Annotated in this window: 24 protein-coding genes; 10 read left to right on the forward strand and 14 right to left on the reverse strand. The window is 70.8% G+C overall.

Annotated features, from left to right (window positions below; all coding sequences use genetic code 11):
- Positions 1 to 113 precede the first annotated feature (113 nt).
- The 3 genes from C4V41_RS60980 to sigE form a co-directional block, all read right to left on the reverse strand.
- The gene (locus C4V41_RS60980; RefSeq protein ID WP_146103910.1) at positions 114 to 1,901 is read right to left on the reverse strand and encodes a S1C family serine protease; all 1,788 of its coding nucleotides are present in this window, start codon (positions 1,899 to 1,901) and stop codon (positions 114 to 116) included.
- A gap of 166 nt (positions 1,902 to 2,067) precedes the next feature.
- Complete coding sequence (locus C4V41_RS35245) at positions 2,068 to 2,598, reverse strand: anti-sigma factor family protein (RefSeq protein WP_103960320.1); 531 nt, start codon at positions 2,596 to 2,598, stop codon at positions 2,068 to 2,070.
- 1 nt (position 2,599) lies between these two features.
- Entirely contained in the window at positions 2,600 to 3,232 is a 633-nt protein-coding gene (sigE, locus tag C4V41_RS35250) for an RNA polymerase sigma factor SigE (RefSeq protein ID WP_235030568.1), read from the reverse strand.
- A 203-nt stretch (positions 3,233 to 3,435) separates the two neighbouring features.
- Between sigE and C4V41_RS35255 the strand changes: the two genes are divergently transcribed.
- Positions 3,436 to 4,074: an O-methyltransferase gene (locus tag C4V41_RS35255; RefSeq protein WP_103960321.1), complete on the forward strand. Its 639-nt coding sequence runs from the start codon at positions 3,436 to 3,438 to the stop codon at positions 4,072 to 4,074.
- A 105-nt stretch (positions 4,075 to 4,179) separates the two neighbouring features.
- Here C4V41_RS35255 and C4V41_RS35260 read toward each other — a convergent pair whose 3' ends face one another.
- Entirely contained in the window at positions 4,180 to 5,592 is a 1,413-nt protein-coding gene (locus C4V41_RS35260; RefSeq protein WP_103960322.1) for a leucyl aminopeptidase, read from the reverse strand.
- A 78-nt stretch (positions 5,593 to 5,670) separates the two neighbouring features.
- Complete coding sequence (locus C4V41_RS35265) at positions 5,671 to 5,838, reverse strand: DUF3117 domain-containing protein (protein ID WP_020545024.1); 168 nt, start codon at positions 5,836 to 5,838, stop codon at positions 5,671 to 5,673.
- A gap of 160 nt (positions 5,839 to 5,998) precedes the next feature.
- Between C4V41_RS35265 and C4V41_RS35270 the strand changes: the two genes are divergently transcribed.
- From C4V41_RS35270 to C4V41_RS35280, 3 genes are read left to right on the forward strand one after another with little or no spacing between them, the layout of a single operon-like run.
- The gene (locus C4V41_RS35270; protein ID WP_235030569.1) at positions 5,999 to 6,796 is read left to right on the forward strand and encodes a PaaX family transcriptional regulator; all 798 of its coding nucleotides are present in this window, start codon (positions 5,999 to 6,001) and stop codon (positions 6,794 to 6,796) included.
- 11 nt (positions 6,797 to 6,807) lie between these two features.
- Positions 6,808 to 7,569: an enoyl-CoA hydratase-related protein gene (locus tag C4V41_RS35275; RefSeq protein ID WP_103960586.1), complete on the forward strand. Its 762-nt coding sequence runs from the start codon at positions 6,808 to 6,810 to the stop codon at positions 7,567 to 7,569.
- 18 nt (positions 7,570 to 7,587) lie between these two features.
- Positions 7,588 to 9,864 (forward strand): polysaccharide lyase 8 family protein, encoded by a 2,277-nt coding sequence (locus C4V41_RS35280; protein ID WP_103960323.1) that lies wholly within the window; start codon positions 7,588 to 7,590, stop codon positions 9,862 to 9,864.
- Here C4V41_RS35280 and C4V41_RS35285 read toward each other — a convergent pair.
- The 6 genes from C4V41_RS35285 to C4V41_RS35310 form a co-directional block, all read right to left on the reverse strand.
- Positions 9,824 to 10,342: a DNA-3-methyladenine glycosylase I gene (locus C4V41_RS35285; protein ID WP_235030602.1), complete on the reverse strand. Its 519-nt coding sequence runs from the start codon at positions 10,340 to 10,342 to the stop codon at positions 9,824 to 9,826. The genes C4V41_RS35280 and C4V41_RS35285 overlap by 41 nt on opposite strands.
- A gap of 29 nt (positions 10,343 to 10,371) precedes the next feature.
- Positions 10,372 to 11,223 carry a hypothetical protein gene (locus tag C4V41_RS35290; protein ID WP_103960325.1) on the reverse strand — a complete coding sequence of 284 codons (852 nt, stop codon included), beginning with the start codon at positions 11,221 to 11,223 and terminating at the stop codon, positions 10,372 to 10,374.
- Between the two features lie 101 nt (positions 11,224 to 11,324).
- Positions 11,325 to 11,909 (reverse strand): LOG family protein, encoded by a 585-nt coding sequence (locus tag C4V41_RS35295; RefSeq protein ID WP_103960326.1) that lies wholly within the window; start codon positions 11,907 to 11,909, stop codon positions 11,325 to 11,327.
- Between the two features lie 11 nt (positions 11,910 to 11,920).
- Positions 11,921 to 12,718 carry an LOG family protein gene (locus tag C4V41_RS35300; RefSeq protein ID WP_103960588.1) on the reverse strand — a complete coding sequence of 266 codons (798 nt, stop codon included), beginning with the start codon at positions 12,716 to 12,718 and terminating at the stop codon, positions 11,921 to 11,923.
- Between the two features lie 227 nt (positions 12,719 to 12,945).
- Positions 12,946 to 14,001 carry a succinyl-diaminopimelate desuccinylase gene (gene dapE / locus C4V41_RS35305; RefSeq protein WP_103960327.1) on the reverse strand — a complete coding sequence of 352 codons (1,056 nt, stop codon included), beginning with the start codon at positions 13,999 to 14,001 and terminating at the stop codon, positions 12,946 to 12,948.
- The gene (locus C4V41_RS35310) at positions 14,001 to 14,834 is read right to left on the reverse strand and encodes a 2,3,4,5-tetrahydropyridine-2,6-dicarboxylate N-succinyltransferase (RefSeq protein ID WP_103960589.1); all 834 of its coding nucleotides are present in this window, start codon (positions 14,832 to 14,834) and stop codon (positions 14,001 to 14,003) included. The genes dapE and C4V41_RS35310 overlap by 1 nt, the downstream gene beginning before the upstream one ends.
- A gap of 37 nt (positions 14,835 to 14,871) precedes the next feature.
- Between C4V41_RS35310 and C4V41_RS35315 the strand changes: the two genes are divergently transcribed.
- Positions 14,872 to 15,687 (forward strand): hypothetical protein, encoded by an 816-nt coding sequence (locus C4V41_RS35315; protein WP_235030570.1) that lies wholly within the window; start codon positions 14,872 to 14,874, stop codon positions 15,685 to 15,687.
- A gap of 25 nt (positions 15,688 to 15,712) precedes the next feature.
- Here the strand turns inward: C4V41_RS35315 and C4V41_RS35320 are convergent, their stop codons facing one another.
- From C4V41_RS35320 to fdxA, 3 genes are all read right to left on the reverse strand, one after another.
- A complete protein-coding gene (locus tag C4V41_RS35320) occupies positions 15,713 to 16,369 on the reverse strand; it encodes a DUF4178 domain-containing protein (protein WP_235030571.1) in 657 nt (218 codons plus the stop codon).
- Between the two features lie 93 nt (positions 16,370 to 16,462).
- A complete protein-coding gene (gene dapC / locus C4V41_RS35325; RefSeq protein ID WP_103960330.1) occupies positions 16,463 to 17,533 on the reverse strand; it encodes a succinyldiaminopimelate transaminase in 1,071 nt (356 codons plus the stop codon).
- 107 nt (positions 17,534 to 17,640) lie between these two features.
- Positions 17,641 to 17,967 carry a ferredoxin gene (gene fdxA, locus C4V41_RS35330; RefSeq protein ID WP_103960331.1) on the reverse strand — a complete coding sequence of 109 codons (327 nt, stop codon included), beginning with the start codon at positions 17,965 to 17,967 and terminating at the stop codon, positions 17,641 to 17,643.
- Positions 17,968 to 18,072: 105 nt separating this feature from the next.
- Between fdxA and C4V41_RS35335 the strand changes: the two genes are divergently transcribed.
- The 5 genes from C4V41_RS35335 (at position 18,073) to C4V41_RS35355 (ending at position 24,600) form a co-directional block, all read left to right on the forward strand.
- Entirely contained in the window at positions 18,073 to 18,303 is a 231-nt protein-coding gene (locus C4V41_RS35335) for a putative acetyltransferase (protein WP_103960332.1), read from the forward strand.
- A 17-nt stretch (positions 18,304 to 18,320) separates the two neighbouring features.
- Positions 18,321 to 19,391 (forward strand): ABC transporter substrate-binding protein, encoded by a 1,071-nt coding sequence (locus tag C4V41_RS35340; RefSeq protein ID WP_235030572.1) that lies wholly within the window; start codon positions 18,321 to 18,323, stop codon positions 19,389 to 19,391.
- A 101-nt stretch (positions 19,392 to 19,492) separates the two neighbouring features.
- Positions 19,493 to 20,269 (forward strand): class I SAM-dependent methyltransferase, encoded by a 777-nt coding sequence (locus tag C4V41_RS35345; protein WP_103960333.1) that lies wholly within the window; start codon positions 19,493 to 19,495, stop codon positions 20,267 to 20,269.
- A gap of 226 nt (positions 20,270 to 20,495) precedes the next feature.
- The gene (locus C4V41_RS35350; RefSeq protein WP_146103911.1) at positions 20,496 to 22,775 is read left to right on the forward strand and encodes a hypothetical protein; all 2,280 of its coding nucleotides are present in this window, start codon (positions 20,496 to 20,498) and stop codon (positions 22,773 to 22,775) included.
- Positions 22,776 to 22,779: 4 nt separating this feature from the next.
- On the forward strand, positions 22,780 to 24,600 hold the full coding sequence (locus C4V41_RS35355) for a UvrD-helicase domain-containing protein (RefSeq protein ID WP_103960335.1): 1,821 nt from the start codon (positions 22,780 to 22,782) through the stop codon (positions 24,598 to 24,600).
- Positions 24,601 to 24,625 lie beyond the last annotated feature (25 nt).

Below are 24,625 nucleotides of genomic sequence, written 5' to 3' on the forward strand. Positions count from 1 at the left end.
TGCGGCGGGGAGGCGGGGAGGCGGGGAGGCGGGGAGGCGGAGGAGCGTTCCCCTGGAAGGCCGGTCACCGGCGACGGTGGCCGGTGCCGGCCTGGGCGGAGCCGTAAAGGCTCCTAAGAGGGAGACGGCGACGGCTGCTCGGCGTCCGCCGTGACGGTCAGGGTCGCGGTGCGTTCCTGACCGGAGCGTTCGTACTTGACGGTGATCTTGGAGCCCGGCGCCTTGCTGCGGATCAGGGCGATCAGTTCGTTCCCGTCCTGCAGGGTCAGGCCGTCGATCTCCAGGATCACGTCGCCCGCCTTCAGGCCCGCCTTGCCCGCCGGCCCGTTGGCGTCCACCGGCTGCTGGCCGCCCGCCGGCTCGTTCGCAATCTTGACACCCTGCCCCCGGTAGTCCTTGTCCAGGACGATGCCGATCTTGGGGCGCTTGGCCTTGCCGGTGGTGATCAGCTCTTCGGCCACCCGCCGCGTCTGGTTCACCGGGATCGCGAAGCCCAGCCCGATGCTGCCGCTCTGGCTGCTCATCGAGCGGCCCAGCGTGGCGATCGCCGAGTTCACCCCGACGACCTCGCCCCGGCCGTTCACCAGCGGCCCGCCCGAGTTGCCCGGGTTGATGGCGGCGTCGGTCTGGATCGCGCTGATGTACGCGGGCTCCTCCGCGCTGGCGCCGGTGTCGTCACCGGCGATGACCGGGCGGTTGAGCGAGCTGACGATGCCCGTCGTCACCGTGCCGGTCAGACCCAGCGGGGAGCCGATCGCGATGACCGGATCACCGACCACGACCTGGTCGGAGTTGCCGAGCGTGATCTCCGGCGTGCCGAACGTCTCCTCCGGCTTGACCACGGCCAGGTCGGAGCCCGGGTCACGGCCGACGATGCGGGCCGGGGTGGTCTTGCGGTTGTTGAACATGATCCGGATCTCGCCGCCCTTGGCGGCCATGGCGACGACGTGGTTGTTGGTCACCACGTAGCCGTTCTTGATCAGGAAGCCGGACCCCGACGCGCCCTCGGTGTTGTTGCCGTTGCCGACCTCCAGGGAGACCACGCTGGGCAGGACGCGCGCGGCCACCCCCGCCACCGAGTCGGGCGCCCGGTTGGTGGCGCCGGACGGCAGCGGGCCGAGGCTGTAGGAGGGGTCGTTGGCGGTGCTGCTGGGCTTGGTGAGCAGGTAGGTGCCCACGCTGCCGAGCAGTGAGGCCACCAGCGCGATGACCACGGCCATCACGACCAGGAGGCCCGTCCCAGGGCCGCGTCGCGCCGTGGCCTGCGCACCCGGCGGTGGCGGCGCCCAGCCGGCGCCCATGCCGAGCGCCTGGCGCGGCGGTGGCGGCGGCGTGGGTCCGCTGGGGCCGCCGCCGTAGGAGGACGGGCCGCCGCCGTAAGAGGGCCCGTCATACGCCCGCGCGCCCCCGTCAGGAGAGCCGAAGAACGGGCTGTCGTACGAACGCGTGCCCCCGTCGGGCGAGCCGAACGAGGGACTCTCGTACGAGCGCGTACTCGAATCGGGCGAACCGAACGACGCGCTCTCGTAGGAGCGGGCGCCCGAACCGTAGGACGAGTCCGGAGCCCCGAACGAAGGACCGTCAAAAGTACGTGTGCCCCCGTCCGGCGGACCGAACGAGGGGCTGTCGTGGGAGCGGGGACCCGAATCGCCCTCATAAGAGCGCTGGCCAGGATCGGGAGCGCCGAACGAGCCATATGAGGATGATCTGTCCTGGGACCCGCCGTCATACGGCGGGCGGCCCGACGGGTCGCCCCAGGAACCGCCGAACGAGGCAGGCGGCTCGGGCCGCCTGCCCTGCTGATCGGCCACGTCGTCCGCGGGCAGGAAGTCCGGCCGCCCCTGTGGCTCGGGGGAGTCCGACGTTGTGCGTCCATCGGTGGGGCGCGTCTCGTCGGTCATCTAAGTCTCACCACTCCTTGGCTCGGCCACCGCAATCCTCGCTCTTGCGGCATACGCGGGCTATAAAGCTTTTGTCAGGACTTGCTTGTGACAATTCCCGAACCCAGATCGTATGCCCAGCGCACCGTCAACTACGCCAACCGATGTTCCCCGGCCTATCGGGGCGTCAGGGCGTGGCGGTCGAAGGAGCGTTCGTAGCCGAGGTACGAGCCGGCTGCTGGAACAGTTCAACCGGCGGCGCGGGGTTGTTCTGCCCGACGCCCGTGGTGGCGAAGAAGGTGCCGAGCGCGACGGCCGCGGAGACCACCCCGACCGCGACGTACGCGGAGCGTCTCCTGCTACCACCGCGTCCAGGGCCCGAGGCCCCACCGATGGCGTCCCTGCGCGGGCGGTTGTCCAGCGGTGCGATGGTGTGCGGCCCAGGGATGGGCACTCCCCCGAACGTGCGGGAGGGAAAAGGGCGCTCCCTCGGCGGCAGCGGGCCGCCCGGCTCCGACATCCGGAGCAGGGACATCGTCAGGTCGGCCGGCATCGCGGGCGTGTCGAGCGAGCGCAGGCGCGACTTCAGCGCCCGTGTCGACTCAACCTCTCGCCTGCAGTCAGCACAGAAGGTCAGATGGGCGAGCGCGCGATCACGCTCGGTGTGGTTGAGCTCACCGTCGACGAGCGCGGAAACGCGTTCTCCAAGATGGGCCATATCAGACTTCCTCCCCACGGATCACGGTCGGGGGGAGTTGTGAATTACGGGGGGCCCGATGGTCGAGCGCCTCCCGCAACTGCGCCCGGCCACGGTGAATACGGCTTCGGACCGTACCCAGCTTGACGCCGAGCGTGGCCGCGATCTCCTCATAAGACAGGCCCTCGATGTCACACAGCACGATCGCGGCCCGGAACTCGGGTGCGAGCGCGTCGAGGGCGGCCTGGATGTCGGGCTCCAAGTGGGCGTCGTCGAACGCCTGCGCCGGCGACGGCTCACGACCGCGCAGCCGCTCCGCGGCGTCGTCGGCCAGCCCCTCGAACCTGATGCGCTGCTTGCGCCGCGCCATGTCGAGGAACAGGTTCGTCGTGATCCGGTGCAGCCAACCCTCGAACGTGCCGGGGGTGTAGCTCGACAGCGACCTGAAGACCCGGACGAAGACCTCCTGTGTCAGGTCTTCGGCATCGTGGACGTTGCCGGTCAGCCGGTATGCCAGCCGATACACGCGTGCGGAGTGAGTCCGCACCACTTCCTCCCACGAAGGGGGAGTCCAGTCAGACGACACGGGAGTATCAGTCTGGTGGTCGCTTTCGTCCACCAGAACTCCTCTCTTTGGGACCACCGCTACCGCCATAGTGCCTGGTTTCGTCCCTTCGTGCGCACTGCCTGCCCTCCGGACCGGCAAAGCCCGTTTAAACCTGCAACGCCTCAGGACCGTCTTGAGTTCCCGTCCCGGCGCGTCTCCCCTAGGCTGCGATCGGTGCCGATCGCGCGTATACCCTGTGCGACCGTGCCAGCATCGCGAAACGAGCGCACGAAAGCGGGGGGAGGAGGCCGATGACCAGTCCGGTGGAGGCCACTCTGGCCTATGCGGAGCAGTTCCATCAGGAGGACGAGGTGCTGCGCGTGGCGCGGCATCGCGGGCTCGAAATGGGGGCCACGCCCATCCTTCCCGGCGGTGGGGCGGCGCTGTGCTTCCTCGCCACCGCCGTCAACGCCAAGTCGGTCGTCGAGATCGGCACGGGGTGCGGGGTCTCGGGGTTGTGGTTGCTGCGCGGCATGCGTACGGACGGCACTCTGACGAGCGTCGACGTCGAGCCCGAGCACCAGCGGCTGGCCAGACAGGCGTTCGCGGAGGCGGGCTTCTCCGGCGGCCGGGTGCGGCTCATCTCAGGGCGCGCCCTCGACGTGCTGCCGCGGTTGTCGGACGGCGGCTACGACATGGTGTTCGCCGACGGTGCCAAGCGGGAATACGCCGACTACCTCGACGAGGCCGTCCGGTTGCTGCGGGTGGGCGGGATCGTGGCCTTCGACAACATGTTGTGGCACAACCGCGTCGCCGACCCCGCGCAACGCGACACCGACACGGTGGCGCTGCGCGAGGTGGGCAAGCTGGTGCAGTCGGACGAGCGCCTGCGCTCGGTGCTCATGCCCCTGGGCGACGGCCTGCTGGCCGCCGTCAAAATCGCCGACTGACCGCCACCCGAGCCGGCCGCCCTCCTCTTCCCCGCCGCACTTCGGCGGGGTCCCTTGACGAGCGGGGAGAGGGTGGTTCGCCTGCGGTGGTTCGGGGCGTGCGGGCTAGTAGCCGCGGGTGAGCCACTCCAGGAGGGCGCGTACGCCGAAGCCCGTGGCGCCCTTGGAGAGGGTGCCGTCGTCGACGGTGCTGCGCCCGACCCCGGCGATGTCGAGGTGCGCCCACGGCCGCTCCCCCGCGAACTCCCGCAGGAACAGCGCCGCCGTGATCGACCCCGCCCCGAACCTCGACCCGGACTCCACGTTGGCCAGGTCGGCGATCGACGACTCCAGCGCGGGCGTGTAGTCCTCGATCAGCGGCATCCGCCAGAGCCGGTCGTCGCTGGCCTGCCCGGCCTCCACGAGCTGCTTGGCCAGCAGGTCATCCGAGGCGTAGACGGCGCCGACGTTGCGGCCGAGCGCCACGGTGATCGCCCCGGTCAGGGTGGCGATGTCCACGACCACGTCGGGGTCGAGGACGGCGTCGGCGTAGGCGAGCGCGTCGGCCAGCACGAGCCGGCCCTCGGCGTCGGTGTTGAGCACCTCGACCGTGCGGCCGCCGTAGTGCTTGATGACGTCGCTGGGCCGCTGGGCGGTGCCCGACGGCATGTTCTCGGCGGAGGCGACCAGCCCGGTGACGCGTACGGGCACGCGCAGCGCGGCCAGCGCGCCGAGCACGGCGATGACCACCGCGCCGCCGGCCATGTCGGTCTTCTGGGTCTTCATGTTGTCGGTCGACTTGAGCGACAGCCCGCCCGAGTCGAACGTGATGCCCTTGCCCACCAGCACCACGTGCCGCTCGGCGGGCTCCTCCGGGGTGTAGGAGAGCTGGATGAGACGCGGCGGGCTGACCGAGCCCTGCCCGACGGCGAGGATGCCGCCGAACCCGTCGGCCTGGAGCTGCTCCTCGTCCCACACCCGGACGGCCACCCCGGCCTCGGCGGCCCGCTCGGCGAGCCAGGCGGGGTTCTTGACGGAGGCGGGCGTGTTGGACAGGTCGCGGGCGAGCGCCACCGCCTGAGCCACCGTCCGCGCCCGCGAGACCTCCGCCTCGCCGGCCCCGGCGAACGCGAGCGCCCGCACGGGCTTCTTGCCGCCATTACCGATCTTGAACGAGTACGCCGCCAGCAGCGCCGCCTCGGCGAACGCCGCCGCGTCGCCTTCGGGCACCACCACGGTCAGCGTGTCCTTGCCCTTGACCCTCCTGGTGAGAGTCGCGGCGGCCTTGCGCAGGGCCCGGGGCGAGCCGTCGCCCACCCCGTAGAGGAGCACCCGCCCCACTCCGCCGCCCCGTGCCACGGGGACCTCGACGATCTCCCCCGCCTCCCCCTTGGCCTCGTAGTGCGCCAGCAGGTCGCGCACCGGCAGGTGCAGCTCCACAGCGTGCGCGGGGCTGAGATCGGAGGCATAGGGTACGGCCAGCAACTCGGCATCGTCGGAAACCTCGGTGACCACCGACGCAGTGGTCTCAATCGGCACGGAATCTCTCCTCGAACGTCAGCGACCCTGGCGCCGGACCACGCCAGGGTCGTAAATCAAGTTGTCTCTCGGGAGCGCTCAGCCGACGACGTTCTTCAACGCCTCGCCGAGCGCCTTTGCCTCGTCGGCGGAGATCTCCACGACGAGCCGGCCGCCACCCTCCAGGGGGACCCGCATGACAATGCCGCGCCCTTCCTTGGTGACCTCGAGCGGACCATCGCCGGTCCGCGGCTTCATCGCCGCCATGCGTGCATCCCTTCCTGCCTTGGGCTCCCGCGGCCCGCGATTTCCGACCGCCCGTGAGGGGTGGTCGGCGCATTCACGTCTTCTGTGATGTCCTATTCTCCCGCATCGAGAGCGCTCATGGGTAACGATCTCCTCCCAGAATGCGTTGTCGAGGCGTGCGATGACGTCCAAACTGGACTTCGTGCACGCTCGCGCCGCTCTGTTCGATCTCTATGGAGACCACCTGCGCTCGCGCGGTGGACAGGCGTCCGTCGCGGCCCTCGTCAGGCTCATGAAACCCCTGGAAATAGCCGCTCCTGCCGTGCGTACGGCGGTTTCGCGCATGGTGCGGCAAGGATGGCTGCGGCCGCTCAGGCTGCCCCAGGGAGCCGGTTACGGGCTGACGCCGAAGTGCGTCAGGCGCCTGGATGAGGCCGCACTGAGAATTTACCGAGCCGGAACGCCGACCTGGCATGGCCGCTGGCATCTGATCGTTTTCGAGCCGGTCAAGGAGCGTCCGCGCAGGGAGCGGCTGCGGGCCGACCTGACGTTCCTGGGGTACGCGTCGCTGTCCGAGACCACCTGGATCGGGCCCCGCTCCTCGATCGAGCTGGACAACCTGCTGGAGGGCGAGGGGGTGCTGGCCGACAGGTTCGACGCGGCGCTCGAAGGCGACCCGCGTGAGCTGGTGGCCAGGGCCTGGGATCTGGCCGCCATCGGCGAGGCGTACGAACACTGGCACACCGAGGCTGTCACGCTGATCAGCACGCTGCCCGAAGGGGCGCCGGCCGATCAGGTGTTCGCCACGCGGAGCAGGCTCGTGCACGGCTGGCGCAACTTCCTGTTCCGCGATCCTGGCCTGCCGCCCGAGCTGCTGCCCGCGGGCTGGCCAGGCGAGAAGGCCAGGGCGTACTTCGAGCAGGAGGCCACCCGGTTGCTGCCCGCGGCCGCCGCGTTCGTCGACAGGGAGTTGCTTTGATCCGCTATGACATGGCCGACGCCGTCGCCACCATCACACTCGACCGTCCCGACGCGATGAACTCGCTGACCGCCGAGCTCAAGGAGGCCCTGATCGGCGCGCTGCGGCGGGCCTCCGGCGACGCCGCGGTCAGGGCCGTCCTGCTCACCGGCTCGGGCCGGGCCTTCTGCGCGGGCCAGGACCTGCGTGAGCACGCCGGCAACCTGGAGGCGGGGCGCGGCCTGGCCGGCACCGTCCGCGAGCACTACAACCCGATCGTGGAGCTGATCACCACCATGGCCAAGCCGGTGGTCGCCGCGGTCAACGGCGTGGCGGCGGGCGCGGGCGCCTCCCTGGCGTTCGCCTGTGACCTGCGGGTGGCCTCGGAGAAGGCGAAGTTCGCGCTGGCGTTCTCCGGCATCGGCCTGGCGCCCGACTCGGGCGCGTCCTGGACGTTGCAGCGCCTGGTGGGCCAGGGCAGGGCCGCCGAGCTGATGCTGCTCGGCGAGCCGCTCGACGCCGCCCGCGCGCTGGAGCTGGGCCTGGTCACCCGGGTCGTGCCCGCCGACGACGTGCTGAAGACCGCGCGGGAGCTGGCCATGCGTCTCGCGCAGGGACCGACCCTGGCCTACGCCGCCACCAAGCGGGCGCTGACCTACGCCGCGACGCACTCGCTGACGGACGCGCTGGCCATGGAGGCCGACATCCAGGACGTATGCGTCGCTACCCGTGACCACCAGAACGCGACGCGAGCCTTCCTCGCGAAAGAACGTCCAACATTCAACGCAGAGTGACTGATCCAACACGCTCCCATGAGTAAAGCTAGCGCCATGCGCCTCTCCGACGCTTCGCGTTCGCCCGCCCCTCACGACTTCGACGCCCTGCGCGCCACGGCCGTGGATCTGCTCACCGGCGGCGACTTCGACGCATCCGACCCCGTGTACGGCAGGCCGCTGGCCACGCTGAGCGAGACGGCCGCGACCTGGCTGGCCCAGATGGTCCCCGGCCTGATCTGGCCCGACCTGTCCCTGGAGGGCCGCCCTGGCAACGTCACCGGCAGTTACGGCCGCCTGCGCCTGATCACCACCGCCTGGGCCACGCCGGGCACGGCCCAGCACGGTGACGACGCCGTGGCCGAGAAGGTGGTTCAGGCCCTCGACCTGCTCTACGAGAGCCACTACAACGAGCGGCTGCCCGAGACCGGCAACTGGTGGTTCTGGGAGATCGGCACCCCTGCCGAGCTGGCCCGCGTGTGCGTGCTGCTCGGTGACCGGCTCGACGCCGGGCGGCTGGGGTCGTATGTGGCGGCGATCGACCGGTTCTGCCCGGACGCCGACCGCCGGGCGGGGTGGCCGGAGGCGAGCGAGAGCGGCGCCAACCGGGCCGACAAGGCGTCCATCGTGGCCCTCCGCGGCGTGGCCGGGCGCAGCGCCGGCAAGCTGGCCCTGGCCCGCGACGGGCTGTCCGACGTGCGCGACGGCGGGCGCAACAGCGTGTTCGGCTACACCGACTCCGGCGACGGCTTCTATCGCGACGGCTCCTTCATCCAGCACGGCGACGTGGCCTACACGGGCTCCTACGGCCTGTCCCTGCTCACCGCCGTCGCCGGGGTCCTGGCGCTGCTGCACGGGTCGCTGTGGGAGGTGGACGATCCCGGGCGGCGGGTCGTGCTGGACGCCGTCGAGCGGTCGTTCGCGCCGTTCATGCACGACGGGCTGCTGATGGACACCGTCAGAGGGCGGGCGGCCACCCGGCAGACGTTCTCCGACAGCGTGGCGGGGCACGGCGCGATCGGGGCCGTGCTGCTGCTCGCCCGCACCGCGCCCGAACCGTATCGCGGCCGGTTCCGCGAGCTGGCCAAGGGATGGATCGAGCGCGGCCGGGCGCGGCCCTACCTGGAGCATGCGGACGTTCCCGAGACGCGGCGGGCCGTCGCGGTGCTGGACGACAAGACGGTCGAGGCGGCGCCCGGGGCGGTCGGGCACTTCGTGTTCCCCGCGATGGACCGGGTGGTGCACCGGCGTCCCGGCTGGTCGCTGGCGATCAGCCTGTCGTCGCGGCGGATCGCCGCGTACGAGGCGATCAACGGGGAGAACCTGCACGGCTGGTACACCGGTGACGGCATGACCTACCTGTACACCGGCGACCTGGAGCAGTTCGGGCGCGACTTCTGGCCGACCGTGGACCCGTACCGGCTGCCGGGGGTGACGGTGGACACGCGGGAGCGCGCGAACCTGTCCTTCAGCGCCCACCGGCCCGGCAACGCGTGGGCGGGCGGGGTCTCGCTCGAAGGCCGCTACGGCGCCACCGCGATGGAGCTGGCCGGCGACGGGGTGAGCCTGACGGCGCGCAAGTCGTGGTTCTGCATGGACACGGTCGTGGTGGCGGTCGGCAGCGGCATCACGAGCCTCGACGGCCGCACGATCGAGACCGTGGTGGAGAACCGCGCCACGGACGAGGAGCCGTACCTGGGGGACGGCTGGGCGCATCTGCCCAGCGTGGGCGGCTACGTGTTCGAGGGGGCGCTGCGCCTCGTGGAGACGCGTACGGGCCGGTGGCGCGACATCAACGAGGGCGACGACACCCGGGGCGCCTTCGACCCCGTCTCGCGGCGTTACGTCACGTTCTGGTTCGACCACGGCGTCAATCCCGTGGAGGCCGCCTACTCCTACGTGCTGCTGCCGAACGCGACCCGCGACCGCACCAGGAAGTTCCGCGCGACGGGCCCCGCGAAGGTGCTGTTCAACACGGCGCGGTTGCACGCCGTCCAGGTGCGCTCGGTGTTCGGGGCCACGTTCTGGACGGCGGGCGACGCCGGGGTCGTCCGGGCGGACGCGCCGTGCATGGTGCTGCTGCGCCGGGCCAGCGGGCGCGTCGTCGTGTCCGTGGCCGACCCGAGCAGGACCGTGGACGTCGTACGGCTCACGCTCAACCGCCCGGCGCACGGCGTGGTGCGGGCCGACGACACGGTCACGGTGCAGCCCGGGCAGCGGCCCGTCATCACCGTCAAGCTCGGCGGGTCACTCGGGCGCAGCCACAGTGCCGAGCTCAGCGCGTACGTGCCACGCAGCCCTCGATATGATCGTTGACCAGCCCGATGGCCTGCATCAACGCGTAGGCCGTGGTCGGGCCGACGAACGCGAAACCGTGCCGCTTCAACTCCTTGGCCAGCGCCTTCGAGCCGGGGGTGATGGCGGGCACGTCGGCCATCGTGCGCGGCATCGGCGAGTCGGGGTCGGCGTGCCGCCACACCAGCTCCGACAGCCCCTCGGGCAGGTCGAGCGCGGCCCTGGCGTTCTGGATCGCGGCCAGGATCTTGGCCCGGTTGCGGACGATGCCCGTGTCGCCGAGCAGGCGCTCCACGTCCTGCTCGGTGTAGGCGGCGACCTTCGGGATCGAGAAGCGGTCGAAGGCGGCGCGGAAGTTCTCTCGCTTGCGCAGGATCGTCAGCCAGGACAGGCCCGACTGGAACGCCTCCAGCGCCACCCGCTCGAAGACCTCGTCGTCGCCTCTGAGCGGGCGGCCCCATTCCTCGTCGTGGTAGGTGATGTAGATGGGGTCGGCCATACCCGTCCAGGTGCAGCGGATCGGCTCGGTCACGCGCGCTCTTCCCCATCCTTGCCCGACACGGCCCGCACGGGCTCGTCCTCGTCACGCCCGTCCGCAGCGACTTCCCCGTTCCGGGTCTCGCCAACGACCTCACCGCCGGGCACCTCGTCATCAGGAACGGCGTCGGACGCCGTGACGTCCCGCGTCTCGTCGGCGAGCGTCTCCCCGTCCCGCGTCTCCCCGTCGCCCGTCCCGTCGTCGCCCGTCCCGTCGTCGCGCGGCTTCTCGTCCCGCGACTCGTCGTCGCGCGGCTTCTCGTCGTGCGCTTCTTCGTCTCGTGTTTCCCCGGCGGCCGCTTCGGGCTCGGCGGCGTCGGATTCCTCCGCCGGCTTGCCGGACCGCTGCGGCTCGGGGACCCGCCACTCCGGGTCGTCCGGCGGGTGGCGGAGCTCCGTGCCCGTGTCCCAGGCCACCGTGGCGCCGCTGGCCGACACCGGGTCGCCCGACTCGGGCAGCTCGCGGTCGGTGGCCGGCGCCTCGGGCTCGTGGTCGGTACGCAGCCCGGCCCCCGGCGCGGCATAGACCTCCTGCCGCGCGTGCAACCGGCTGGACAGCAGCTCGGAGACCCGCTGCTCCAGCACCGCGATCCGCGTGTCGCGCGCGCTGATCGCGCTGGCGGCACGGCGCAGCGTCTCATCGACGCTCTGCGTGTGATAGCCGACCAGATTGACCGGCAGTTGGAGCGCCATGAAGTCGACCGCCGTGAGCCGGCCCGCCTCGGGCAGGTCGAGCGGCGGCACGTCCGGCGGGAACTCGGTCAGCTCACCGCCCCTGCCGAGGGAGACCAAGACCACGCAGGCCAGGATGGCGATGGCGGCGATGGCGAGTATGACCAGCACATTGGCATCGTACTCACACCATCGGGGCACGAGGTCCCGCACTTGCCGCGGCCGGTACGTTCCAGGGCCCGGAAAGCACGGCGGGCCCGCAGGTCAGACCGTCAGCCGGTGGCCTCGCCGAGTTCGGCGATGCTGGGCCTGACCGGCTGCGCGCGTGCCTCCAGGCGGGCGAACGCCTCCTCCACGGTGGAGGTGAAGGAGATCGCGTCGAAGACGTCGGGCCGGGTGAAGCCCTCGTCGTACATGTTGCCGATGAGCTGCTTGAGCGGGTCGTACAGGCCCCAGGGGTCGAGGACGACCAGGGGACGGTCGTGGATGCCGAGCACCCGAGCGGTCCAGATCTCGAACAGCTCCTCCAGCGTGCCGATGCCGCCGGGCAGCACGAGGAACGCGTCGGAGCGGGCGTCCATGATGCCCTTCCGCTCCCGCATGCCCTCGGTGACGATCAGCTCGTGGGACTCCTCGTCCGCCACCTCGATGTCCACCAGCACCTGCGGGATCACGCCGACCGTGTGGCCACCGGCGGCACGGGTGGCCGCGGTGACGGCTCCCATGCACGAGACCGTGGCGCCGCCGCTCACCAGGGTGTGTCCCCGGCGGGCCAGCTCGGTGCCCACGTCGGTGGCGAGGTCGAGGTATTTGTGGTCGATGTTCAGGCTGGAGGCGCAGAAGACGCAGATGTTCACAACGGGGAAGCCTATTGGGGCTCCGCGATCTGGACGCCCGCGGCCTCCAGCTCCTGCCCGCGCTGATGGGAGCGGGCCCGGTCGGCGTCGGCGATGATGCGCACGGCCTCGTCGGGGTCGTCGGTGACGGTGATCAGGTCGAGGTCCTGGGCCGCGATCTTCCCGGTGCCGAGCAGGGTGTCCTTGATCCAGTCGAGCAGCCCGCCCCAGAACTGCGAGCCCATCAGCACCACGGGGAAGGAGGTCACCTTGTGCGTCTGGACCAGCGTGAGCGCCTCGAACAGCTCGTCGAGCGTGCCGAAGCCGCCGGGCAGGGCGATGAAGCCGCACGAGTACTTCACGAACATCGTCTTGCGGACGAAGAAGTAGCGGAACTCGATGCCGAGGTCGACGTAGTCGTTCATGCTCTGCTCGAAGGGCAGCTCGATGCCGAGCCCGACCGAGACCGCGCCGTCGACGTCGCGGGCGCCCCGGTTGGCGGCCTCCATGACGCCCGGCCCGCCGCCCGTGATCACGGCGTAGCCGGACTCGGCCAGCCGCCGGCCCAGCGCCTGGCCCATCTCGTAGTCGGCCGAGTTTTCCGGGGTGCGGGCCGAGCCGAAGACCGTGACCGCCTGCGGCAGCTCGGCCAGCTGGCCGAACCCCTCCACGAACTCGGCCTGGATGCGCAGCACCCGCCACGGGTCCATGTGCACCCAGTCGGAGGACCCCTGGCGGGCCAGCAGCCGCTGGTCGTGGGTGGAGCTGGGGACGAGGTTGCCCCGGACGACGGCCTGGCCCTGCCGGCGCTCCCGGCGGTTGTGTTCCATGTGGATCACGCTAGTCCTCTCGAACGCGGTCGATTCCGCTACCCGTACGGGAGCCTAGACTGTCCCCCGATGACGAAACCGCAGGTAACCCCGGCAAAACAGTGTCCTAAAAAATCTTGAAAAAAGCAGGGAACCGAATTTCGACTCCCCCGCGTCTAACTGCCGAGGGTGCTGCTCGGGACTGAAAGTGGTCTTCCCCGCCAAATGGCCGGCGAGGAAGGCCACTTTCATATTGTGAGCCAGTCCAGCATCGCCCGCTCGCTCGCGACGATCTTCGGCAGCGACACATACTCCCCCTGCTGGTGGGCCAGATTCGGGTCGCCGGGGCCGTAGTTCACGGCCGGGACCCCCAGCGCGGAGAAGCGGGCGACGTCCGTCCAGCCCAGCTTGGCGCGCGGCGTGCCCCCGACGGCCGCGGTGAAGGCCGCCGCCACCGGATGCGTCAGCCCGGGCCTGGCTCCGGGTGCCGCGTCCACGAACCGCACCTCGAAGCCGTCGAACACCTCCCGTACGTGCTCCTGCGCCTCCTCGATCGACAGGTCGGGCGCGAACCGGTAGTTGACGCTCACCACGCACAGGTCGGGAATGACGTTGCCCGCCACCCCGCCCCGCACGCCGACCGCGTTGAGGCCCTCGTGGTATTCGAGCCCGTCCACCACCGGCCGCCGCGCCTCATAGGCGTTCAGCCGCGCCAGCACCGGCTCGATCCCGTGAATGGCGTTGACCCCGAACCACGACCTGGCGCTGTGGGCCCGCTTGCCCGTCACCGTGATCTCGGCCCGCAGCGTGCCCTGGCAGCCGCCCTCGATCACGCCGTCGGTCGGCTCCATCAGCACCGCGAAGTCGGCCGCCAGCCAGTCGGCGTGGTCTCTGGCGACCCGGGTGAGGCCGTTGCGCTCGGCCTCGACCTCCTCGCAGTCGTAGAAGACGTAGGTCACGTCGCGGTTCGGGGCCGGCAGGAGGGCCGCCAGCTTGAGCGCGACCGCCACCCCGGCCTTCATGTCGGAGGTGCCGCAGCCGTAGAGCAGGTCGTTGCCGATGCGGCTGGGCAGGTTGCCGGCGACGGGGACGGTGTCGAGGTGCCCCGCGATCAGCACCCGCTCCGAGCGCCCCAGCTCGGTGCGGGCGACGACGGTGTGCCCGGACCGGTCGATCTTCAGGTGCGGCAGCGCGGACAGCGCGCGTTCGACCTCGTCGGCCAGCTCCTGCTCGTTTCCGCTCACGGACTCGATGTCCACGATCGCGGCGGTCAGGTCGCGTACGTCCTGGGTCAGGTCAAGCATCAGGTGTTCACCCCGTGTTCGCGCAGCACCTCGTTCAGCGCCGCCTTGTCATGCCGCTGCCCCGGCTCCAGGCGCTTGAGCACCAGCACGCACGGCAGGCCGAACGTACCGCCGGGGAACTCCTTCTGTCGCGTGCCGCTCACGGCCACGCACCACGCGGGGATCCGGCCGCGCGCCAGCTCCTCGCCCGTCTGGACGTCGATCACCGGGATCGAGGCGGAAAGGATCGTTCCAGCCCCGACGACCGCGCCTTCGCCGACCCGCGCGCCTTCGACGATCATGGCGCGGCTGCCGATCAGCGCGTCGTCCTCGACGACGACCGGCACCGCGTTCGGCGGCTCCAGCACGCCGCCGATGCCCACGCCGCCCGACAGGTGCACGTTCCTGCCGATCTGGGCGCAGGATCCGACCGTGGCCCAGGTGTCGACCATCGTGCCGGAGTCGACGTACGCGCCGATGTTCGTGAACGACGGCATGAGCACCACCCCGGGCGCCAGGTAGGAGCCCCAGCGGGCGATCGCGCCCGGCACGAGTCGCACGCCGTCGAAGGACGTCTTCAGCGGGATCCTGTCGTGGTGCTGGAAGTCGCCCACCTGGGAGCGGGCCATGCCGAGCACCTTGAAGGCGAGCAGGATGGCGCGTTTGGCGCGCTCGTCCACCACGACCTCGCCGCCCACCAGGTGGGCGGCCCTGGCCGCGCCCTTGTCGAGCAGGTCCACCGCGCCCACCACCAGGTGGCGCGCCTCGGCGTCGGCCGGCGACAACTCCGCGCGGCGCTCCCACAGCTCGTCCACCACGGGGGGTATCGGTGACGAGGTGCTCACGTGACTCATGGCCACGGAGCTTATCCGGCCGGGTAGGTTTTTCAGGGTGCGCGTGCGCTTCTCCCGTGGAGTCATCACCATCGCGATCATCGTCGTCGTGCTCGCCGTGGGCGTCTCCTTCGGGCTCTACCACCTGCTGAAGAGGGCGACACCGCTGGCCGTGCCCGAGGCCTACTGCACCGTGCGCGGCCCCGAGGGCACGCTCGACCTCTCCCCGCACCAGGCCCAGATCTCGGCCACCATCGCGGCCGTCGCGGCGCGGCGCAAGCTGCCCGAGCGGGCCGTGGTGATCGCGTACGCGACGGCGATCCAGGAGTCGAAGCTCGCCAACATCAACTACGGCGACCGCGACTCGGTGGGGGTGTTCCAGCAGCGGCCGTCGCAGGGCTGGGGCACCAGGAAGCAGCTCATGGATCCCGTCTACGCCACGAACAAGTTCTTCGCGGCGCTGGTGAAGGTCAAGAACTATCGCAAGCTCCCGCTGGCCGAGGCGGCTCAGGCGGTGCAGCGCTCGGCGGGCGGTTACGCGTACGCGCCGCACGAGACGGACGGCAAGATCCTGGCCGCCGGCTTCACCGGGCGTGTCCCGCAGGCCGTGCACTGCTGGTATCCCCCGGACAAGACGCCTGTGCCGCAGCCGAAGGCCGACCAGGCGCGCAAACAGCTCGCCAAGGCGCTCGGGAGCACGGCGATCACCACGAAGAAGCGCGGGTGGCTGGTGGCGGCCTGGTCGGTGGCCCATGCGGAGAAATACGCGCTCAACCGCGTCGGCTACGGCGGGGCCACCTGGGTCAACAACGTCGAGCTCGAAGGCTGGCAGACCGGCGGCAAATCAGGCACCACCGAGGTCGACCTGAGCTGAGCTGACCGGGCCGGGCCGGGCCGGGTCAGGAGGCGCGGCGGACTATGGAGATGGAGCCGGGCGGCAGGGGCTGGGCGTAGCTGGCGGTCCAGGAGTTGCCCTGGATGCGTTCGAAGGACAGCAGCCGCCCGTCCGAGGCGCGGTAGTCGGCGAAGTCGAGCAGGCCCCTGTCCGGGTTGCCGGTGTTGCCCTCGCTCCTGAAGGCCGCCGTGCCGCGCTCGATCGGGAAGAACTCCACGCCTTCCATGATCAGCATGCTCTTGGCCGGCACCATGCCCTGCGTGGGCACCTCGGTCCAGAGCTGCACCTCCAGGTGCGGCGGGTCGCCCGCCCGCACCTCGACGGAGAGCCACTGGAGGCGGCGCGAGCCGTCACGCAGCAGATATTCGGTCCACTGCTGCCCCTGCCAGGAGATGTACATGGCGCCGAGCACGCGCGCGGGTGACCCGTGCACCTCGATCCGGTCGCCGACCCGGATCGTGCGCGGGTCGGTGTAGTCGGTGCCGGCATGCCCTGGGGCACTCACCGGGGCCGCCAGCGGGGTCTCGCTGGGAGCGGCCTCAGCCGGCGGCGCGCTCGCGCGGCCCTTCCTGTCCTGCCGCAGGGTGGTCAGAAACGCCCCCAGCAACAGCAGGACGGTGGCGATGCTCAGCCCGAGAACGACCATGGAGGTCATGCTCATCGATCAGCTCGCTCCACTCGCGGTCTGCCTCGGCATAAGCCCTTATCAATTTATGCGTGTTCAAGCCCATTCCGCTGGCTATGACGCGCGATCCTACTGGAGGCGGCGCACTGCCGCATCGATCCGCTCATCAGAGGCTGTGAGCGCGATGCGGATGTGCTGTCCACCTGCTGATCCGTAGAACTCGCCCGGCGCGACCAAAATGCCGATTTCGGAGAGCTTGGCCACCTGGTCCCAGGCGTTCTGCCCGTTGGACGCCCAGAAGTACAGGCCCGCCGTCGAATGGTCGATGCTCCATCCCGCCTTCTCCAGCGCGGGGCGAAGGAGCGTGCGGCGGGCGGAGTAGAGCTCACGCTGGTGGTCGGCGTGCGCGTCGTCGCCGAGCGCCGCCGTCATCGCCGCCTGCGCGGGCTGGGGCATGATCATGCCGGCGTGCTTGCGCGTCTCCAGCAGCCGCTTGACCAGGACGGGGTCGCCCGTCACGAACCCGGCGCGGTATCCGGCCAGGTTGGAGCGCTTGGAGAGCGAGTGAACCGCGAGCAGCCCCTCGTGGGAGCCGCCGCAGACGTCGGGGTGCAGGATCGAGATCGGCCGCTCTTCCCAGCCCAGCTCGATGTAGCACTCGTCGGAGGCGACGATCGTGCCGCGCTCGCGAGCCCAGGACACGATCTTGCGCAGGTGCTCGGCCGGCAGCACGCGCCCCGTGGGGTTGCCAGGGGAGTTGACCCAGAGCAGGTCCACGCGCTCGGGGCCGAGCGCGACCGTGCTGTCGGAGGCCGTGCCCACCGCCCCCGCGAGCCGGGCGCCCACGTCGTAGGTGGGATAGGCCAGCTCGGGGAAGACCACCCGCCCGGCGCCCAGGTAGGTGGGCAGCCAGGCGACGAACTCCTTGGAGCCGATCAGCGGGAGCACGTCCTGCTGATCGACGGTGACGCCGTGCCTGCGCCGCAGCCAGCCGGCCGCGGCTTCGCGCAGGGCCTTGGTGCCGTGGGTCAGCGGGTAGCCGGGACTGTTGGCGGCCTGCGCGAGGGCGTCCTGGACGAGCCGCGGCACCGGGTCGACGGGCGTGCCGATCGAGAGGTCGACGATGCCGCCGGGATGTGCCAGTGCACGCTTCTTGTACGGCTCCAGCCGATCCCAGGGGAAGTCTGGCAGCTTGTTCACGATTCTCCAGGGTGTTGCGTTTGCCGTACCGAAGCGCGCGAACACGCCGCGCGGCCGGGCGCACCTCCGTGGATGCCCCCGCGCACGGCGTGTGTGAGAACGACCGGTTAGTGGTCCTCGGCCTGCGGCGGCAGAGCGGACACCACCGGGTGATCCTTCTCGATCTTGCCCACCTTCGAGGCACCTCCGGGCGAACCGAGGTCTTCGAAGAAGTCCACGTTCGCCTTGTAGAAGTCCTTCCACTGCTCGGGAAGGTCGTCTTCATAGAAAATCGCCTCGACGGGGCACACAGGCTCGCACGCGCCGCAGTCCACGCACTCGTCGGGGTGGATGTAAAGCATGCGCTCGCCCTCGTAGATGCAATCGACGGGGCATTCCTCGATGCACGCCTTGTCCAGGACGTCCACGCAAGGCTGCGCGATGACGTAGGTCACCTCGAGCTCCTTCTTCTCCGCACCATGGCATGACTTCGACCGCGGTTTGCTACGCCCTAGTATTGCCGTGCTTGGCAGCAGGCCGAAACGGAGGGTGGCAAACTCGTGCCCGCACGGCTCGTCATCGCCATCACAAGTCAGGACATCGGCGCCCGGATCACCACCCGAAGACGCGTGCCTGAAGGCTTTCGCGACGCGGTGGGAATCCTCGTGTCGTGGGAGAACGGGGTGCTCGAAATCCGCAAAAGGGACGGCACCGTGGTGGTGATTCCCGAAGAGACGCTGGTGGCGGCCAAGGTCGTTCCGGCCGCGCCTCCTCGACCTGGGCGAATGTAACAGCAAGTATTCGTTCTGTGACTGTACGTACCTGCGCCGCCGCAGCAGTGATCATCGCCAGCGCCGGATGCGGCGCGTCGTCCACGGACTCCGTCTCCACCAAGGCCGGGAACCAGCCGCCCATCAACGCGCGGGCGGCCTCGCTGAAGGCCGGCTTCGGCTCCATGGAACGGCTCGCCGAGACCGCCAAGCGCGAGGGCGAGCTCAACGTGATCGCGCTGCCCCGCGACTGGGTCAACTTCGGCGAGATCATCGACACCTTCGCCGACAAGTACGGGCTCAAGGTCGTCCAGCTCGAACCCGGCGCTAGCAGCCGGCGCGAACTGGACGCCGCCGCGCAACTGAAGCCCGACGTGTTCGATCTCACCATGGACGTGGCCGTCTACGGCGCCGACCGGTTCGCCCCGTACAAGGTCCAGGGCTGGCAGGACCTGCCCGACCACCTCAAGGACCCGTCCGGCGCCTGGTACGCCGCCTACGGCGGCTACATGTCCATCGGGTACGACCCGCGCGCCGTCAAGCCGCCCGCCTCCTTCGCCGACCTGCTCAAGCCCGGCTACAAGGTCGCGCTCGACGGCGACCCGCTGCGCTCGGCGGCGGCGTTCGACGGGGTGATGGCGGCCTCCATGCGCGCCGGGACGCCGTCGCCGCAGCAGGGCGTGGAGCTGTTCGCCAAGCTCAAGCAGGCCGGGCGGCTCACCGATCCGGCCAAGGCCAACACCATCGTCGCCTGGGACCACCTCAACGCCGCCCGCGGCGCCGCCCACTCCGACGCCTGGAAGGTGACCATCCCCGGGGACGCGCCACTCGGCGGCTACCACGTGCAGGCGATCAACGAGGCGGCGCCGCACCCGGCGGCGGCCAGGCTCTGGCAGGAGTTCCTGTTCTCGGACGAGGGCCAGAACCTGCTCCAGAAGGGGTTCGCCCGGCCCGCGCGCGGCGAGGCGATGCTCATGAAGGGCACGCTCGACGCCGAGCAGGCCGCCAAATTGCCCAAGGCGGCCGGGCCTCCCGTGCTCATGACGATCCCGCAGGCAGATGCCGCGAAGGCGTACCTGAAGAGGGAATGGGGGAAGAGTGTGGGATGAGTCCGAAGTGACTTGATATGTCGGAGGGACGATCAGGCTCTAAAGTGAACGGACAGCACGGCCACGGGGGCCCGATGTCTGATGAATGAGAGCTGATCGTCTTGCGATACGACACACCGAGTTTGGAGCGGTGGAACAGTCGCGCCTACGACAGCAGCTTCGGCTACGTCTCTACGCAGGGCGCGCCACTGGTCGACCTGCTCGACCCCCGGCCCGGCGAGCGCGTGCTCGATCTCGGATGCGGCACCGGGGTGCTGACCGCCCAGATCGCCTTCAGGGGCGCGGACGTCCTCGGCATCGACGGTTCCGCCGCGATGATCGAGAAGGCGATCGCGCAGTATCCGGGTATCAACTTCATCGTCGGCGACGGGCACGACTTCACGGTCGTGAACCCGTACGACGCCGCCTTCTCCAACGCGGCGCTGCACTGGATGAGCCGCGACCCGGTGGCGGTCATCGCGAGCGTGCGCGAGGCGCTCAAGCCCGGCGGGCGCTTCGTGGCCGAAATGGGCGGCGCGGGAAACTGCGCCGAACTGACCACGGCGATGCTGACCGCGTGGCGCGAATACGGCCTGCGCGAACCTGAGCTCCCGTGGTATTTTCCCTCGCCTGCCGAGTACGCCCGCCGCCTCGAGCAGGAGGGGTTCGTCGTCAGGTTGCTCGAATACTTCGACCGGCCGACCTCCCTTGACGAGTGCCCCGGCGGGGCTGCCGACTGGGTGCGCACGTTCGCCGCCTCGGTGCTCGAAGGGCTTCCGCCGGAGATCGTGGAGCCCCTGCTCCGTCGCGTCAACGAACTGGCCGCGCCCGCACTTCGCAGGGAGACTGGCTGGATGGCCGACTACGTGCGTCTACGCTTTGCCGCTGTTCGGCGTTGATGCGTCGTGCATGATGCGTAGGGCTGTTTTGCCGGACTATGGTCTGTTCCGTGGGCGGCGAGATATTGGCTGCACCGCTGCGGCGGCGTGAGGGGCTGGTGAACGGAACGGGATGAACTTCTGCCTGAGCGACCTCGTACCACCGTTGAGGTGGAGCGACGCGTCGACGATCACGCTACTCACCGGGCAGCCGGATCTGCCGGACGCATGGTGGCGCACTCTGCCGATGCCGCGTGTCCTGGCGGCGATCGGCCCCGAGTCGCTGGGTGAGCTGCTGACGGAGATCGCCCTGGAGCACTGGCCGGCGGCGGCGGTGGGCGACGTCCTGCCGGCGCTGCACGTGCTGGACCCGGACGAGGCCGACGAGCCCGCCGTCGCGATCGCGCTCGACCGGGCCGGCTCGTGGGCCGGGCTGCTGGCGCTGACCAGCAGGGACCTGGTGGACCAGCCGTTCATCCAGGCGCGGCCGGTGCTGAACACGCTGTTCGCGGCGGTTCTGGTACGGCTGGCGCACCCGCACCTGATCGGCGCCTCACCGGCGGCCCGCGAGGCGCACCGCCAGGCCGCCCACGCGGCCGCGGCCTCTGGCGTCGTGCCCGCTGAGCCGGTGGCTCCCGAGCCTGTGGCCCCTGAGCCCGTGGTTTCCGAGCCTGCCGGCTCTCAGCCCCTGGCGGCCGAGCCCGCGGGGTCCGAGTCCGTGGAGTCTGAGTCCGTGGAGTCTGAGTCCGTGGGGTCCGGGCCCGTGGCGGGTGAGCCCTTGGCGCATGAGCCTTTCGCGCATGAGCAGGAGGCGCGCGAGGAGGCGGCGTTCGAGCACGCCCGCCAGGAGCAGGCGGCCTCCTACGAGCAGGCCGGGCACGAGCCCATGACGGCCGAGCAGGCCGACCACGAGCAGCCGGCCGAGGCCGAACACGAGCACGGCGCGGACGAACATGCCGCGGACGAGCACGGCGCGGACGAGCACGGCGCGGACGAGCACGGCGCGGACGAGCCTGAGCCGGTCGCTGCCGCGCCGGAAGACGAGCCCGTGGCCGAGGAACCGGCCTCGGGACCGCTCGCCGCTCAGAACGCCGCTGAGGCTCCCGACGTGGAGCACGGCGAGCAGGCCGAGCATGGCGCGCCCGCCGAGGCCGAATCGGACGCCGAGGCTCAAGCCGAGGCCGGCGACCATGACCACGGGCGGGACTCGCATGATCCCTCCCCCTCGCTCGTCGCCCGGTTCCCCTCCGAGGGGCCGCGGCACGGCGAGAGCGCGGAAGTGGTGCATGAAGAGGCCGAGCCGGTCTCCGGCGAGGGCCACGAGCCCGAGAACGTGCTGGACGCCCCCGAGGAGCCCGCACCCGGCCCGGCCGCCGAAGAGGCCCTTGAGGCCGCCGAGCACGCCGAGCCGGACGCCGGAGAACCGGTCTCCGAGCACGAGGATGCCGGGGAGCCGGTCTCCGCACAGCCGGCCGACCCGGAGGATCAGGAGCTGCCCGAGCTCATCGAGGCCGCGTTCGCCGGGCTCGACGACAAGACCTGGGCCGTCGCGCAGAACCGGGTCTTCACCGACGAGCCGTCGGCGGTCGACCAGCTCGCCAAGCTGTTCGCCGTCCCCCCGGCCGAGATCTCCGCCACCGAGGACCGCCTGCGCATCCGCCTCGGTAACTGGCTGGCCAGCGAGGAGGCGGCCCCGTACCGGGCGCATCTGGACGAGCTGGTCAGAACGCTGGGCCCGGCCGTCCCCAAGGAGCAGCTCATCGGCGCGGCCTCCTGGCACAACGTGGAGATCCGCGCCCTGGAGGTCCCGGCCTGGCAGTTCGTGCTGGCGACCCTGGCCCCGTCACCTCCGGCCGAGGTCGAGGTCGTACCGCAGTCGGCGTTCGGGCCGCTGCAGGTGGCCCCGCCCCCTGGCCCACCGCAGTTCCAGGCGTTCACGCCGGTCGCTCCGCCCCAGAGCGAGTCCAACGGCGGTCCGCCCGAGGAGGAGCACGAGCAGGAGCAGGAGTACCAGCCGCTCAAGGACGTCTCCCAGACCAGGCGCTGCTTCCGTCAGCCCGACGGCCGATGGTGGTTGCGCATCGACGTGACCGCCGAGCAGCTGGGCGGCGGCGAGTGCACGCTGCCGACGGGGTTCGCGTCGTACCTGGGGCTGTCGCCGGGTGAGAGCAGGACGGTCAGGAGCGCCGCCGGCGAGCTGACCATGACCTGGCACGGCGGGCCGGTGCTCGAAACCATCGAACGCCTCCTCATCGACGTGGGCGCCAGGGAGGGCGGTCACCTGTTCCTGACGCTGTCGGACGAGGGGGTGCTGCGGGCCAGGCACCTGCCGGTCGCCGCCCAGGGCGCGGAGAAGATCACCAAGGCGCTGCGCCTGGTGGGCTACACCGCCCCGGGAGGCACCCGCGACCAGGCGGCCAGGGTGATCGCGACCCGGATCGGGATGACGGGCCCCGTCGCCCTGCCCGAGCTGCTCAACAGGCTCCGCGAACGCGGAGACCGCGATCTGCTCGAACTTCTGGACTGAGCCGGTGCCGCGGCTCGCGATCGGCCCTGAGTTTCCCAGGGAGCTCAGCGCACTGGCCCAGCCGGTGCGCAGGGACGCCGTGGTCGCGCTGCGCCGGTTCCTGCTGAACGTGTCCGGCGCCCCGCACCCCGAGCGGGTCAGGGGCGCCAGGGACCACCGGGTCGCCACCCTGCGCCTGGCCGCCGGCCATCGCGGGGTGGTGGTGCGGGAGCGTGACGTCTACTGGCTGCACTCGGTGCTGCCCGACCCCGAGGCCTGGTCGTACGCCCGCCGCCACCGCTACGGTGTCAACCCCGTGATCGGCGTCCTGGAGGAGTGGGACGCCGAGGCCCTCGAACGGGTCGAGCCGGCATTACGCAGGTCCGCGGGCCCGTCCCGGCTGTTCGATCCCATCTGTGATGGCGACCTGCTCGCGCTCGGCCTCGACGTGCACGCGCTGCCGCTGTTCCGGCTGATCACGACCGAGGCGGACGTCGCGGCGCTGGAGCCGCTGCTGCCGCCCACCCAGTACGTCCCGCTCGCCGTGCTGGCCCGGGGCGGCACGCTGGCCGAGGCGTGGCGGGAGCTGGACGCCTGGCGTGCCTCCGACGAGGCGGGCGGGCCTGTCGACCCCGAGGACCTCTACACGGCGCTGCGGCGCAGCCCCGACCGGGCGGCGTTCGTCCCCGACAAGGTGGCGCTCGACCGCGTCCTGCAGGCGCCCGCCTGGTGCGTGTTCCTGCACCCTCCCCAGCACCGGCTCGCCAGGGCCGCCAGGTTCGAGCACCCGGTGCTGGTCGTGGGCGGCGCGGGCACCGGCAAGACCGTCATCGCGCTGCACAGGGCCGCCCATCTGGCCGCGCGCGGCGCGGGGCCCGTGCTGCTGGTGACCTTCTCCCAGAGCCTGGCCGAGGAGCTGTCGGCGAAGCTGGACCTGCTGATCGAGGACGAGGTGGTCCGCAAGCGGGTCGAGGTGGACAACCCCGAGCGGCTGGCCCTGCGGATCGTGACCGACTCGGAGGGCCGCCGTCCTGCGCTGGTCGGGGCGGGGGCTCGCTCGCTGGCCGAGCTGACGGACGAAGCGCTCAGGTTGCTGTCGATCACCACGGGTGATCTGCTCGACGATGTGGACCCGGGGCACAAGCCGTACCGTCACATCGTGGTGGACGAGGCGCAGGACATCAGCACGGCGCAGTGGCGGCTGCTGCGCGCGGCGGCGCCGCACGCGCGCGACGACCTGTTCATCGTCGGCGACCCGCACCAGCGGATCACCGACACGCGGGTGGCGCTCGGCGCGCTCGGCATCCCCGCCGTCCAGCACGCGCTCAGGCTCTCCCACCGCCTGCCCCAGGAACTGCTGTCCTTCGTGGTACGGCTGCGCGGCGGCGGCCCCTCCCCCGGCCTGGTCAAGGGCGTCACCGAAATGTACGGCTTCGCCGCCACGCGCATCGGTGAGCGGCCGGTCGTCAGGATGTACGACACGCCGGAGGCCGAGCTGACCGGGCTGCGCGCCACGGTCGAGTCCTGGCTGGCCGACGGCGTGCCGGCCACGGAGATCGCCGTCGGCGCGCGTACCCCCAGGCTCGTGCGGGCGGCAAAGGGCGCGCTCGCCGGCCTGGACGTGCGGGCGCTGACCTTCCAGCAGCTCAAAGGGCTCGAGTTCGAGCGGGTGGCGCTCATCGGCGTGGCGGAGGGCGTGGTGCCCGAACCGCCGCCGGATGACCCCTATGCCCGGGCTCGTGCCCTGCAGCGCGAACGGAGCATACTGTTCGTCGCCTGCACCCGGGCCCGCTCGATGCTCTATATCTCCCATTCCGGAAGAGGCAGCCCGTTTCTACCCCTCTGATCACATAGTCTGAACTGCGGATATC

This window comes from Nonomuraea solani, from assembly GCF_900108335.1.
In the GTDB taxonomy this organism is placed as follows: domain Bacteria; phylum Actinomycetota; class Actinomycetes; order Streptosporangiales; family Streptosporangiaceae; genus Nonomuraea; species Nonomuraea solani.